This window comes from Pirellulales bacterium (assembly GCA_019694435.1).
Classification (GTDB): domain Bacteria; phylum Planctomycetota; class Planctomycetia; order Pirellulales; family JAEUIK01; genus JAIBBZ01.
Genome location: JAIBBZ010000003.1, coordinates 135,981 through 150,743, shown reverse-complemented (window position 1 = coordinate 150,743; position 14,763 = coordinate 135,981). Strand labels below are relative to the sequence as shown.

6 protein-coding genes are annotated in these 14,763 nt (G+C 64.0%); 3 read left to right on the top strand and 3 right to left on the bottom strand.

All coding sequences use genetic code 11. The annotated features are described in order from the left end of the window. Window positions 1-152 precede the first annotated feature (152 nt). From K1X74_04440 to K1X74_04430, 3 genes are all read left to right on the top strand, one after another. Window positions 153-314 carry a hypothetical protein gene (locus K1X74_04440; protein ID MBX7165576.1) on the top strand — a complete coding sequence of 54 codons (162 nt, stop codon included), beginning with the start codon at window positions 153-155 and terminating at the stop codon, window positions 312-314. A 1,048-nt stretch (window positions 315-1,362) separates the two neighbouring features. Next, window positions 1,363-6,024: a putative Ig domain-containing protein gene (locus tag K1X74_04435; GenBank protein MBX7165575.1), complete on the top strand. Its 4,662-nt coding sequence runs from the start codon at window positions 1,363-1,365 to the stop codon at window positions 6,022-6,024. 296 nt (window positions 6,025-6,320) lie between these two features. Beyond that, entirely contained in the window at window positions 6,321-8,699 is a 2,379-nt protein-coding gene (locus tag K1X74_04430; GenBank protein ID MBX7165574.1) for a TolC family protein, read from the top strand. 43 nt (window positions 8,700-8,742) lie between these two features. On the opposite strand, the gene K1X74_04425 is transcribed toward K1X74_04430, so the two are convergent. The 3 genes from K1X74_04425 to K1X74_04415 form a co-directional block, all read right to left on the bottom strand. Continuing rightward, a complete protein-coding gene (locus K1X74_04425; GenBank protein ID MBX7165573.1) occupies window positions 8,743-11,082 on the bottom strand; it encodes an HlyD family efflux transporter periplasmic adaptor subunit in 2,340 nt (779 codons plus the stop codon). A gap of 266 nt (window positions 11,083-11,348) precedes the next feature. Continuing rightward, on the bottom strand, window positions 11,349-12,359 hold the full coding sequence (locus K1X74_04420; protein MBX7165572.1) for a hypothetical protein: 1,011 nt from the start codon (window positions 12,357-12,359) through the stop codon (window positions 11,349-11,351). 41 nt (window positions 12,360-12,400) lie between these two features. Further along, window positions 12,401-14,257 (bottom strand): hypothetical protein, encoded by a 1,857-nt coding sequence (locus K1X74_04415; protein MBX7165571.1) that lies wholly within the window; start codon window positions 14,255-14,257, stop codon window positions 12,401-12,403. Window positions 14,258-14,763: the final 506 nt, after the last annotated feature.

Below are 14,763 nucleotides of genomic sequence, written 5' to 3'. Positions count from 1 at the left end.
TCGGGCGGCCGGGGCATTGAAAACCGTCTGGGGATTTAGACTTACGTAAAGGGTTTCCGCAGCGGAAAGAAGCGATTTTTAGCATAATCTGGCGGGAGGAAATCGCAAGCATTTCCTAGGTTGCGGATGACGTCGCAGAAGCATTGCAGCGAATGCCCACTTACCCGCTGCTCTCTGCCTACAACCGGTCTGCGGCTTCGGCCGACGACCTGGCCGCTCGTCGCCGCGCCGACGTGACCACCGGCCATCTGTTACTTACCCAGGGAAGCCTTCGCGAGTTTTTCTGCCGGTTGTGTTGGATTTTTCTATACTGATGGCCTGGCCTCAAATATTTTAAGCGGCCTAATCATTTGGCGGCAATTAAAAACCGGCTTGGCTTTGTCCTTCGGCCGGCTCCTGCTGCACCAAACCCCTTATCGGGGGGTGTTTCTGAAGGAGAATTCATCCGCTGCGTCAAACTTTCTTTGAGCGTTTCTTTCCTCATTCTTGCAAGAGTTTACGTTCGCCGTTATTCTTGCAAAGCGTGCATGATCCTGCTGACCCACCGAGATCCCCTTGGGGGGACGTCGGACGTGGCGGTTGATAGGACTACGGCGACTCTATCAGAGACGCGGCCGTCCGATCGGTCGAAGCGCGGCGTGGCAGCAGGGTGTGTCAGCACGGCGGCAGGTTGGTTCGCCAAGGCCGCAGGGTTAGCAGAGACAGCATTGCGGAACAGGTGGCGCCCGCGACGGGCAGAGGGTGCTGCCAAGAAGGATCACGCGGCCGCGTTCGTCGGCTGTGAATGTCATAGCGGTCGCCGGCCTGTGCCAAGACGCGCAGCCGAACCGGTACCTGTAACAGAGAGTAAGTCGCTCGAGGCCGGTTCGACATACGTTGGCGACAACACGACACCGGGGGCTACGGCTTGATGAGGTAGCAGCTCGCGGGGTTCCAGCACCGACGGCCGCGCGCAAGCGGTTGGCCGGTCCTGCCAGACCCGTCCAGAAGTCCCCCCCGAAGGCAAACGAGCACAGCGAATGCAAAGCGGGCTCGTTGGACCGTGGTGTCGCCCCGATCGACGAATGCAAGGGCGTTCGCCAAGAGCGAGAAGAAGAGGCTGATCGACCGGAATACAGGGCAATCAACCGGAATACAGGGCAATCAACCGGAATACAGGGCAAGCCGCGGCGCGAAAGATTTGGTCGAGCGTAATTTGATTCTTGCGACACCAGCTTTCCAACATCGCGGTACTAGTGTGTAGAGCGTATGGATGACCTTCGACTTGCCGGCCAGTCGGTCGAGGGTTGTGATCGTCAGGGTTTCGTTTTCGCTTGGAACTGACCTAATCTGCGCGTAAATCGCCCCACGAGGTTTTTCCCAATGACGTTGACCGCCGGACCGAAATCTCGCCCGCATCGTAAGTCGGCTGACGGACGGACCGAGAAAGGTGGGACGCTCGATATCTCAGGCCGCTCACTGCGGCTCGATCCGCTCGAAGAGCGGCGTCTGCTGTCGCTGAGTTACACGCTTACGGCGCTGGGCGATTTGTCCGGCGGCACGTTCGAAAGTGCCGGCCTCGGCATTAACGACAGCGGCAAAGTCGCCGGCTACGCCACCGACAATACGCTGGGTGGCTACCCCACGCAGAAAGCGTCGACCATCGTCCCGCCGGCGACCTGGACCAATATCGGCGTGCTCAGCGGCGATAACGCTTCTTACGCCCGACGCATCAATAGCGCCGGCAATTTCGTCGGCCGCAGCGGCCAGGCCAATATCTTCCCTTACTTGCCGACCAATCTCGACCAGGCCCTGTATTACAACGGCTCGTCGAAGATCGACATCGGCGATTTCTCGGGCGGTCAGAACTCGTCCGAGGCTTTCGACCTGAACAACAGCAACGTCGTCGTGGGCGCGAGCGATTCGAGCACGGGTTTCCGCGCCTTCCGATGGACCCAAGCCGGCGGCATGGTCAATCTAGGCGACCTGCCGGGCGGGAATGACATTAGCGCCGCCTACGGGATCAACGACGACGGCGTGATCGTCGGCTCCAGCGGAGCCACGACCGGCCTGGTGCCGTTCGTGTGGACCCAGACCAACGGTATGCAAGCCTTGCAGGCCGGGGCCGTGATCTCGGGCAACCAATACGCCGAAGCCTACGACGTCACCAATACCGGCTATGCCGTTGGACGCTCGGCCTTCAGCGACAATACCGGTTCGGTCGTCGTCGCTACCGTCTGGGACACCACCGTGCCCAATGCCGCGCCGATTCCGCTGCCCTTGGTGCCGAATCCCAATTCGCCGGGACAGTTCTCGGGCGAATCGGCCGCCACCGCGGCCAACGAATCGGGCGTCGCGGTCGGTTGGGCCAAGTTCGGCACCGGCCCCAGCGCCTTCCAACGGGCCTGGGTGTATGTGCCCGGCCAAGGCACTTTCGAACTGACCGGCCTGATCAATCTCTCGGGCTGGGAATTGATCAGCGCGATGGACGTGAATGAAGACGGCTGGATTACCGGCTACGGGAAGAATCCCAGCGGCAACCAGGAAGGCTTCTTGCTCAAGCCGATCAACGACAGTCCGGTGCTCGATCCGATCTCGCCCTACACGTTCGAGATCAACCCGGGCCAGACGGTCAGCTTCACCGCCCATGCCACGGACCCGCAGAGCGAATCGATCACCTACAGCCTTGGCCCCGGTGCCCCGGCGAGTGCGTCGATCAATCCGACAACCGGCGCGTTCACCTACACGCCCGTGGCCAGCGACCCGTCGAATGTTGCGATCACGATCATCGCGACCGATGGCGGGCCCCAAATCAGCACCGATTCGCAAGCGGTCTTCGTGGGGATTCGCCGGCCGGTGATCTTCTACGACAACTTCAGCAGCGGCTCGCTGGGCGGCTCTTGGTCGACCAGCGTCACTGGAGGCGGCTCTGTCACGGTCAACGCGACCAACTCGGTAACCGCCGGTACCAACGGCCTGTTGTTCCAGTCGAACGGTGCCGACAGCGTGAAGGACCTGGCCAGCGCGACGCTCACGCTCAATATGGCGGGCCGCACCAAAGGCATGCTCGTCTTCCACCAGTTGGAAGGCGCGTACGGCGGCTCTCAGGACGACGAGAACGATGCCCTGGCCTCGTCGTTCACGACGGGCTCAGCCGGTTCGCTGGGCGACGGCGTGGCGATCAGCATCGATGGGACCAATTGGTACCGGCTCGAAGATGTCCGTACTTCCACCTCGCAACCCACGACTGGCATCGATCGCTTGGGCGACGGCCTGTGGCAGCTGCAGGAGTTCGATCTCAAGGCCAACATCGATCGCATCAACACCCAGTTCCCGACGGCGAATCTGAGCTTTACCAACAACTTCCGGATTCGCTTTTCGCAGCTCGGTACCGCGGCCTTCCCCACCGACGGTTGGGCCATTGATGAGGTCAAGGTTTACGACAACGCGCAATTCATCGACGTTGCCACGACGCCGAGCAACGTGTTCCATCGGATCGACTCGACCGACCCGAACGTCTACTACCGCGTCGCCAAGTTCGGCACCGTCAACGCCTCGACGCCGGTGCTGGTCTCGGTGCACGGTACGTTGCGTGAAATCTACATGCACACCCGTGATTGGCAGGACTACGTCAAGAATCCGGCTAACGGGGTGACGGGCCTGGTCGTCGTCGCGCCCTACTTCCCGGCGGGCGGTCCTTACGACGACTACGGCAACACCTTATCGTGGGACACGGCCGACGCCCTGAATGCGGATCGTGCGCTGATCGACATCCTCGATTCTCTCGGTGCCGCTGGTATCGGGAACACGAGCCAGGTGTACCTGCACGGGTTCTCACAGGGTGCCGGCTTTGCCGAACGCTTTACCGCGGCGCACCCGACGCGCGTGGCGGCCCTCAGCGTGGCTGGTGCCGACGACCACATGTTCCCGACGAGCCAATACGCCTTCCCCTACGCTTTCGCGCCGAACCTGGCCCATCCGACTCCCGATGGTGTCACGCTCGACAAGACCGCGTACCTGTCAAAGCGGATCCAGCTCTACGTGGGCCAGGGTGACGAGCTGGCGATCGACATCAGCGAAGCGGCCCAGGCTCAGGGCCTGGTGCGCACGCATCGCGCCATGAACATGTACAACGCGATGCACGACACGTCGGATTCGCTCGGCATCCCGACGAGCAACTATCAGTACAAGTTCCACGTGGCGGAAGGCGTCGACCACATCTATCCCAAGTCGGAACTCGGAGTCTTCTACAACTTCCTCTTCGGGTCGTTCAACCCGGCCGAAGCTCCGATCGAGGTGTTCCCGCGGATCGTCACGACGCCGACAGCCACCGAAACGGTCGCATCGCTGCCGAACGAGCCGGGGATCGTCAACGAGAACTCGAACTATTACATCGAGATCTGGGTCAAGTCGAATACCTCGACGGGCGTCAAGAACGGCTCGATCGACCTCGTGTTCGACACCGACGAGGTCGACCCGGTCTCGCTGGCGTATAGCAGCATCTTCTCGCAGAACCAGACCGGCACAATCGACGACCCGGCCGGCCGCGTGCGGAACTTCGGGGCCCAAACCCCGAATGCCAACGTGGGCGTCAGCAGCTATGCGTTGCTCGGCCGCATCACGATGCACGCCAACCCGGTGAACCTGATGATCAACGGCCAGATGTTCCTCAACGTCGAGCAGGGTACGGACCCGTTCACGTACACGACGAACGTCGATCCGCGCACCGATTTCAGCGGCATCACTCGGACCGATGTGAAGCTGCTGAATATCCCGCCGACCATCGCCGATATCTCCGACAAGGTGATCAACGAGGGCAGCAACCTGTCGTTCCTCGTCACGGCGACCGATCCGGAAAACACGACGATTACCTACAGCCTCGTGAATCCGCCGTCCGGTGCGACGATTCATCCCACGGCCGGTTCGTTCAACTGGACGCCGAACGATGGAACCGGCGGCACGGTTCAGGTGACCGTCCGGGCAACGGACTCCGGCTCGCCGACCAAGTACGACGACTTTACGTTTAACGTCCAGGTCAACAACGTGGCCCCCACGGCGACCATCACGCCGGCGTTTGCCGCGCAGTACCGCGGCGAGACGGTGACCTATACGCTGGGCGCCTCGGATGTCTCGTCGGTCGATGCCGCCAGCAGCTTCACCTGGAACATCGATTGGGACAACAACGGGACCTACGACCAGACGGTCTCTGGCCCGGTCGGCACGACGGTCACGCATGCCTTTACGACCAGTGGCACCAAGACCATCAAGGTGCGTGCCACTGACAAGGACGGCGGCGTCGGGGCGGGCTCCACGACCAATGTGACCGTCAGCACCTACCTGGTGCGGGCGAATGGTGCCCAGAACAACCTGTACTGGGGCGGCACCAACGGGTTCGACTACGTCTACTTCGTCAACTCGGGTACCACGGTCTCGATCTTCCTGCAGTTCGAGAACAGCGCTCTCGTCAATCAACTCGTCCAGGTCACCGGCATCAATGGGCGTATCCGTGTGTACGGCTACGACGGCCTGGACGTCTTGTCGACGGAGCTGGTGTATACCCGCCAGACCGAACTTTACGGCGGTAACGGCGACGATGCCTTGTACGGCGGTACGCGGCAAGACACGCTCGACGGCGGGATTGGCGGCGACTTGCTCGTCGGCGGTCCGTGGAACAATTCGGACGTGAACGACCGTCTCTTCGGTGGCGACGGCAACGACATCTTGATCGGCAGCTACGGTCCGGACACCCTCGATGGCGGGCCCGGTCAGGACTTGTTGATCGCCGACTACATCAACCTGCCCAATATCGACGACTATTATGCGTACGTGACCGGTTCGCAGGCCCTGTGGCAGGACAGCGACCCGTACCAGGTCAACGTCGACGAACTGCAGTACGACACCTGGTTGCCGGGCGATACCGTGATTACCGACGGCTCGGTCGACGTGCTGATCGGCGGATCGGATCTCGACTGGTTCTTCGACGACGTAGGCCAGGACAACTCGACCGACAACCAGATCAACGAGTTGGAAACCGACTCCAACTAGCCGATCTGGCCCCCCGATCAAAACGGTGATCGGGCAAGCTATCTACTGACCGCGATACCGGGCCGGAGATCTTCCGGCCCGGTTTTTTTTGCCAGACGCTTGGCGATGAACCCGGAGGACTGAGGGTTCTGGCGCGTCTGAGAAGAGCGTTCCTGTCGCGAAGATTCTCCCACTTCGGCAAAGTTTTCTGCCGATATTCATTCTCGAGACTGCGCGGTCGGCTGGCGCGACGGCCACCTGCGTGCGAGCAATGACTGCACGCAAGGATTCACCGTGCTTTGGAAGACGGGCCACGGATGCCACGACCTCCACTGCCAATCCAGTGCTGGCACAAGCTGCGGCGTCAACCGCGATTGCGGGCGTATGGCCGCGCGCTGTCGGGGTGGATCGTCTGTGCCGTGTTGCTGCTCGGCGGCTGCGGGCCCGCACGCGAGTACTACTTCTTCGAAGGTCACGAGCTGGACCACTACCGTGACGTGGCGACGTCGATCGACTATCCCGACGTGAGCAATGCCCAGGCGCCCGATGAGATCAGCGGAATGGCACCGCGGACGCTGGCGACCCACGGCCCCACGGAATACTGGGACCTGACACTGGAAGAAGCCGTCCGCATGGCCTTGGTCAACAGCAAGGTGATGCACGACCTGGGTGGCCGGGTGATCACCGCGCCGCAGCTCGTTGCGACCTACTTCGACCCGGCAATCCAGGAATCCGATCCGCAGTTGGGCGTCGAGGCGGCCCTCAGCCGGTTCGATGCTCAGCTCGCCACGCAGGTGTTCTGGGAGAAAAACGATCGCGTGATCAACAACGCCATCATCGGGGGTGGCGTGCGCGAATTGCAGCAAGACATCGGCCAGTTTCGCAGCGAATTGAGCAAGCGTGCGGCGACCGGCACCCTGTTCGCCGTGCGGCACAACGTCGATTACGACGCGAACAACCGCCCGTTCAATCTGTTTCCCAGCGCCTGGGACGTGAATTTCGAGGTCGCCGTGCAGCATCCGCTGTTGCGAGGCGGGGGGATCGACTTCAATCGTATCGCGGGCCCCGACGCACAACCGGGATTCGTGTTCCGCAACGGCGTGTTGCTGGCGCGGGTCGATAACGACATTTCGCTGGCCCAGTTCGAAGCCGGCGTGCGCGACCTGGTGAGCAACGTCGAAAATGCGTATTGGGACCTCTATTTCGCCTATCGGCTGCTCGATGCGCGCGTCAAGGCGCGCGACAGTGCGCTGGCTACCTGGCGTCGGGTCGAGGAGCTGTATCGTTCCGGCGCCGCGGGCGGTTCGGCATCGGACGAGGCGCAGGCCGGCGCGCGGTATTTCGTCCTCTGGTCGGCCGTGCAGGACGCCCTCAGCGGCCGCGCCGCGGGCAGCACGCAGCCGCTGCCCGGGGCACGCAGCGGCGCCTTTACCGGCGCGGGCGGGCTCTATGCCCGCGAGTCGAATCTGCGGTTCCTCATGGGAGTGTCGCTCAACGACGGGCGTTTGATCCGCCCGGCGAACGAGCCGACGATTGCCCGTGTGGCTTATGACTGGAACGAAGTTGCCGGCGAGGCACTGGTCCGGCGCGTCGAGCTAAGGCAACAGAAGTGGCGCATCAAGCGGCGCGAGCTCGAGTTGGTCGCCTCGCGCAACTTCCTCTTGCCGCAGTTGGACCTGCTCGGGCAGTACCGCTGGCGCGGCTTCGGCGATCAGCTCATCAACCAGGGCGACAGCATCGATCGCTTCGACAACGCCTGGCAAAACCTTACCAGCGGCGATTTCCAGGAATGGCAGACCGGCATTCAGCTCAGCATGCCGCTCGGCTTCCGCGAAGGTTACACGGCCGTCCGCAACGCGCAGCTCGCATTGGCCCGCGAACGGGCAGTGCTGGCCGACCAGGAACGCCTCGTCGTGCACGATTTGGGCGCGGCACTGCGCGAGCTGGACCGGGCCTATGCCGTGAGCCAGGCCAACTTCAACGCCCGGCTGAAGGCCGTGCAGCGCGCCTCCGCGGTGCGCGAGCAATACGAGGCCGGCATCGGCAACATCACGCTCGACGTCTTGCTCGACGCCGAAAGCGATCAATCCGAGGCCGAAATCTCCTATTTCCGCTCGCTGGTCGAATACAACCTGGCTATCAAGGCAATGCATTTCGAGTCGGGCGCCCTGCTCGACTATTGCCAGGTGCACCTGGCCGAGGGCGGCTGGCCCATGAAGGCCTATCAAGATGCCCGCGACGAAGCCCGGCGCCGTTCGGCCGCTTGGCGATTGAATTACGGCTACGACGTGCCGGGTCCGGTGACGCCGGGCGCCGCGCAGCAGCACGCTCCGTCTCCGGCAAAGCCGGCCGACAAGGGCGTGGAGCGACTGCCCGCTCCGGCCCCGGGACAGCTGCCCGAACCGCTGCCGACCGCCGCACCGAGGCAACCGGTCGTGGAACCCGTATTCGAGAACCCGCTCGATGACCCGCGCCACCAACCCCTTCAGGGGCCGCTGGTGGGCGGAGGTTCGGCCGTACCTTCACCGCGGCCCGCGGCCGGCATCGTCCAGGCCGTGCCGGATGCCCCGCTCGCCCCGCGGCGCGCGCCGCTGCGCGATCAGGCCGTACAGCCGGCCGCGTTCTTGGCGCCCAACGCCGGCAAGCACCAATCCTTGCCGGGACCGCACAGCGCAACGCACACGACGAGCCCTTAGACGCCGCGTTCGGCAAGTTTTTCGGATACGGTTCGTGCGTGCTTTAGGGCAACCACGACCAGGCTTCGACCATCAGGAACCGGCGCAAGTGGCGCCACAGCGCTTCCCATAGCCGGGTGTCCTGTTGAATCGTGATCCGCGCGTATCCGGTCATGTCGGGCTTCAATTCCGGCTGATTCGCGTCGGGCACGGCATAGACGCGGATGTAATGGACGCCTTCCTGGTGCAAGGTGGCTTCGGCCAGGTTTTCGCGGTCGGATCGATAGCGGTCTTGCATTACCTCGGCCCCATCGAGGGCGCGATCGCCGAGGCGTTCGACGGTCGCCAGGAGTTCGTCGCCGTCGAGCCCCGTGACGTGCAACCGGGCCTTCATGCCCGGCGTGACCTGTGGCGCAGCGTCTTCGCCGCAGGCGATCTCGACGCGCAGCTCGGATGAGTCCTGGATCAGGGCAATCAGGTCGCCTGGTTCGACGTGCTGGCCGCGGCGTTCCTTGACGTTGCCCGTGACGACGTGGCCGGCGATGGGCGTGATGATCTTCGTCAGCGCGAGCTGTTCCCGGTGATGGGCCAGCAACGCTTCGAGCTTCTTGACCTGGGCTTCTGCCGCGAGGATTTCCTCCTGGCGTGGGCCGACCTTCAAGCCGTTCAACTCGGCCTGGGCCGAGGCGAGCATCTTGATCGCCTGGTCGTGCTGATAGCGGGTGTTCTCGCGTTGTTGTTCGGTGATGGTTTGGGCGGACAGCTTTTCCAGCCGGTCGAGTTCGCTCTGGTAGTAATCGACGCTCGATTGGGCCAGGGCGACCTTGTGCTCGGCAATTTCGATCGGCTCGGGCCGAGTCCCGGCATGCAAGAGTGCCAGGTCGGCGCGAGCCTTGTCCAACTCGGCCTCGGTCATGGCGACGTTGGATTTTTCCTGCCGGCCCATGAGCGTGGCGATCGTGTCGCCGGCGGCCACGGTCTGGCCGTCTTCGACGAGGATTTCGGCAATCTCGCCGGCCAACGGCGCGCGGATGCCGCACTCGCTCTTGGGCACCAGGCGAAACTCGCCGCCGACTTCGATCGGGTAGGGAATAAATCCGCAGGCGACGATTCCCGCCAGCAGCCCTAGGCGAATCGGCCAGCGGATCCACCACGGTCCGCCGCCTCGCAGCACGCGCAAGAACCAGTCGAGCATGGGAATTTTCTCCAGCGAATCCAGGTACCAAACCGCCAGGGCGACCAGGCCGACGGCGGCACCGACGCCGCCGTAAGTCGAAGTGATCAGCAAACCGCCGCCGCCGATCACCACCGCCATCAGCAGCGCCGTACAGGCATACGAAATGACGCCGTAAACGCGAAACCACAGGCGCTCGAGTTCGGACAACGCCTCGGGTGCGGGGCTCCAAGTCAACCAAGCGCGCGTCTCATCGCGCGCTCGGCGATAGAGGTCCGGCACTTCAAACGCATAACCCACCAGCAGGCTGCCCTCGAGCGGCAGAAAAATGTTCAGCCGCAGGAACAACCCGACCAGCGACGGCACGATCAGCACCGCCAGGGCGTCGTTGAGCAGCGTGTCTGGCGAAGTCAGCTTCCAGCCCAGCAGCACGAGGGCCGCCATCGCCGTGCGCGACCAGACGCGCAAACTCAGCATGGTCCACTGCGCCGGTTCGTTCATCCAGACGATCGAATCGCCGATGTCGCAGGCAAAATAAGGCAGCAGCCGCTCGTGCAGGTGCAGGCCAAAGCCGCGGATGCGGCCGCCGCAAACGCGGCAGGCAATGCCCGTCAGGAGCGCGTTGGGCAGGCTGATCAACACCAGGACCAGCGCCAGCAGCACGGCCAGGAACCCGGCCACGCCCCAGCGTTGCTGCAGGCCTTGCAATTGATTGGTGATCGCGCCGCACTCGTGAAAAAACTCGACCGCAGCCACGAACGCCAGCACCAGGATCGGCACGATCCAGATGCGGTGAATCAGCCACCCGGCGCACATCGCCAGCAGGTCGAAGAGTAAATTGAGCAAATTGCCCGCGGTCGCAGCCGGCGCGACGGCGACCGCCGTGCTGCCCGGCGATCGCGGCACCGACGAGGTGCCCATCTCCAAGGGACCTGCCCCCTTCGTCGTGACCACCGCCGCCGGGCGGCCACCGGTCTGCAGCAGCCCGCGCAGCCGCAGTTGTTCGACGAAATCGTCGAAGTCGCCCGGCCGGAGCCGCGCGCCGAATTGCTGCGAGTATTGTTGGCAGATTGCCCGTGGCGCGTGCTGGCCGTCGAGTTGGGCGAGCAACCAGCGCTCGGCAAACCGGATGGCGAAGCAATCACCGTTGGTGGGATCGCGCACGACGAACTCGTCCGGGGCGGTGCGGACCACGTCGAGATCGGTGCGAACTTGCGGATAGCGAGGCACGCGCGGAGGCCGGGGAAGGGCGCGGCGATTGGACCTTCAGTCCCCGGACAATCGCCCGCCAGGCGCAGAGGAAACGAGCAGATCGGCCGACTCCCCAGCCGAAACAGATCGCCAAAACGACAGGTTTTGCCGACCCCTTCATCCTACTTGCCGGGAGCAACCCGACCAAGCGACCGCGATTCGCGACCGGGTCCGGTCGTGACGGTCAGCGCGATGTTGACGCCGTGCGGTGCAGCTCTCGCCGGAATTGCGCCCCAGGCAGAGCGCTATTGCGCCGACGACTTCGAGCCGTCGGGCGAGCCGGAGATGGGCACCCCATCGGGCAAGGGGCGTCCGGCCACAAGATAGCCGGCCAGGTGCAACTGTTCCTTGAGCGCGCGGAACTCGGCAAAGCTGTCCGGGTAGGTCCAAAGCGTGATGGTCGTCTTCTTGGGATCGTATTGACCCAAGGCTGCGCGGAACTCGGAGCCGCTGGCCAGCGCCTCGTCGAGGGTTTCGCCGAGCTGACCGCTGGTGGGGATCAGCGTCCATTCGTCGAGTTGGACCACGCTGCCGCCCGTGGCCACCGCGCCGCCAGGCATGGCCCGGGGCTGCAGGTCGCGCCGGACAATCGTGTAGCGCAGCCGAAAGCCGCCGAGCGGGCCCAGCACCTCGGTCACCGAGTCGCGATCGCGCAGCTTCCAAACCTGTTCGCGCGCGTCTTCTTTGAGCCGCTCGACCAGCCGATCGAGCGGAATCGCGATGATCCGGTTGGCTTTGAGCTGAAAGTGTCCTTCGGTGCCTTCCACCACCTTGCTGATGGGCGTGGGATAGCACACGATCTTGACGGTCTGGCGAGTGACCTGTTGCGACTGGCTCAGCTCGGCCTCGACCTGCTGGATCTGCTGTTCGAGCGAGGCGAGTGCCCGTTGGCCGTCGAACGACTGACGCGTTTCGGCATCGAGCTGGGCGCGACGGGCGTCGAGATCGCGCCGCTTGAGGGCGGCAACCTGTGCCAAGCGATCGCGCTCCTGCCCGCGGGCGACGATCGAGACCCGTAGCCGATCGACTTCGCCTGCCTGACGCAAGGCGTCGGCCGTGAGCGCGGAGATTTTGAGCTTCAGCTCTTCAACGTCGGCCGGCAGGGCAGGGGGATCGCCGTCGACGGCGGCACCTTGCTTGATGCGCATGCCGACGACCAACACGAGAATGATCAGGATCGCGACCATGTTCGTCACGACGTCGGTGAACGAGTCGCTGCCGAACGATTCGATTTCGCCGTGTTGACGCTTGGACATGGTGTTTGCTGGCCCGGAGTCGGGCGCGCGATTGGGGTGAGCTAACGCCGCTTGCGCGCCGCCGGTTGCGGTTGCGCCGTTTTCACACGGTCGGCCTCGGGAGTGTTTTCGACGGTCAGGCCGCTGTCGGCCAAGAGCACGCGCATATCGGCCGCGCGCCAAACGCCGTCGGACGCGGTGTGCATTTCCAGAATCGGTTTCCAATACATGCCATTGCCGGCGATCCCCCATCCCTCGATGTGGTCCCAAACGGCCGAGACGAAATCGTCGATCGAGTCCTCTGTTTGCGGACCGAATTTGATGACGCGCGGCGGCTTGCCCGCTTCATCCGACGGAATGCGGATTTCGTTTGCCGAGCATTCGACGCGGATCGGTCGGCTGACGGCAATCTGCTTGCGGCCCGAGTTGGGCAATGCCCAATCGCGCCCCCGGGCCTCGGCCAGGCTCGACGAGACCGTGGCCGACGTGTCGGACGGGCCGCCGGCGGCGTCGGCGGCTCCACTCGAACTTCCTGCGGACCCGCTCGTCGAATTCCCGCCGGCTTGTCCACCAGATTGTCCGCCTGCCTGTCCGCCGGCTTGACCGCCTGCGGCGCCGTTTCCGCCGGCGCCGGCCATGCCGCCAAAGCTCGGACGCGAACTGCCCGCCGCCAAAGTGCCGCCCGGCACGCCACCACCTGTGGCGGTGCCGCCCGGGCTGCCGCTGCGATCGCCACCGCGACCCGTGCCGTGGCTTCCGGCCGAGCCCGTCGCGCCGCTGGCTCCGCGTTCGCTGCCGGACCCGGTTCCGCCTGCGCCCGATCCGCCGCCACCGCCGGCCAGCAGTTGATCGCCGTCGCCGGTGCCACCGTGACCGCCGCCTCCGGAGCTATTCGAGTCGTCGCCGGATAGATCGCCGCCGGGGATTCCTCCGCGCGTGCCGGCATTCCGTGGGCCGCGATTCGACCCGCCGCCGGAACCAGTGCCAGCCGATTCGAAATCGTTGAAGTCGTTGCGCGCGACGCCATAAGCTTGCGGCGCCATGCGCGCCAACTCAGCTTGCCGCTCGCGCGCCACCTCGACCGCATCGCGCTCGGCCTGCGCCAATTGCGGGTCGGCATCGGGAAACGACAACGGCCAGTCGCGTTCGATCAGCTCGTAGCCAAACTCGCTGCCCCAGCTCTTGAGCGCTGTCCGCGCCGCATAGTACGCCCCGATGCCTTCGGGCCGGACCAGCAGCAAGGGGTACGGCTCGCCGACCTGCGTGCCGGGCGCCGCGCGATAGCTCAGGTACTCGTGGGCTGCGCGAATGGCCGACGCCAGCGCGTTACCCGGCCCAATCGGACCGCTGAAATCGTCGGCCGACAGTTCGATCCCCTCGGGCTGCAGCACGATCGAGTCGGGGCGGCACTCGATGTAGATCGGCCGTCGATAGGTCTGGTTGGGACCCTCGTAGGGCACGATGGAAAAATCGCGCTCCACCTGGGCCGCGGCTTGTCGTGCGCCGGCCAACGCTTCGCGCAATTCCGCCAGACGCTGCTCGAGCTGTTGACGCTGCGCGGCAGTCTGAGCTTGGGCGGCGGCATCGGCGGCCCGAGCGTTGTGCAACTGGGCCAGCGCGGCCTCGATTTCGACGATTTCCTCGCGGAGCTGCCGGAAGTGGTCCTCGATGTGGGCCAACTGTTGCCGTGTCAAGGCGAGCGTCGATTCGACGTCCTCGCGCTCGCGGCGCACATGGGCCAATTGCGCCTGCATGGCCTTGCGGGCCTGCTCGATCATCGGCTGCACGACCTCGGCCCGGTGCTGGCGTGCCTCGCGGGCAACAAAGAACAGCAACAAGATCAGCGATCCCATCGTGCAGAGCAGCACAGACAGAAAAGGGAACAGCGAGGGGGACAACCCCTGGCGCACGCGACTCATGGCTTCTCCCCATCTTGGGACAGAGAAGCGCGCCGGCGCCCGTCATGAATGCACTCGCCCGTGCTGAACTGCGGTTGCAGTCGCACTACCCGGAGTGCTGCCATGAGGGGAGTACACAACACTGGAAATCCTTTTCCAGTAAAGATTTGTAACACATTCGCCGTACGCGATGCAGGCGCGCAGCGAGGCTGTACCAAAACGACATCTCCATCGTCATGCCAGGGGCGGGGGTTTTAGCCGTTTTGCGGAAAAGCCAACGTAATGGGGAATGGCAACGCAAAACCCCCAAGCAACCCAAGGGTTCAATCCGGATCCAAAAAATTGTTAGCCTGCGATGAAACTTATCGGGGGGCCTATGAGTAGAAACCAGTAAGACGGCTGGCTGCGTCCGACTGCCCCACATTGGACAGCAGCCGCCATCGGCCCCGAAAAGACGGAGACACGGGGCGGGCGGCGGGGCTCAAGAGCACCCCCCACGGCTCTTATGTTTGCCCCTTCAGTCGCCC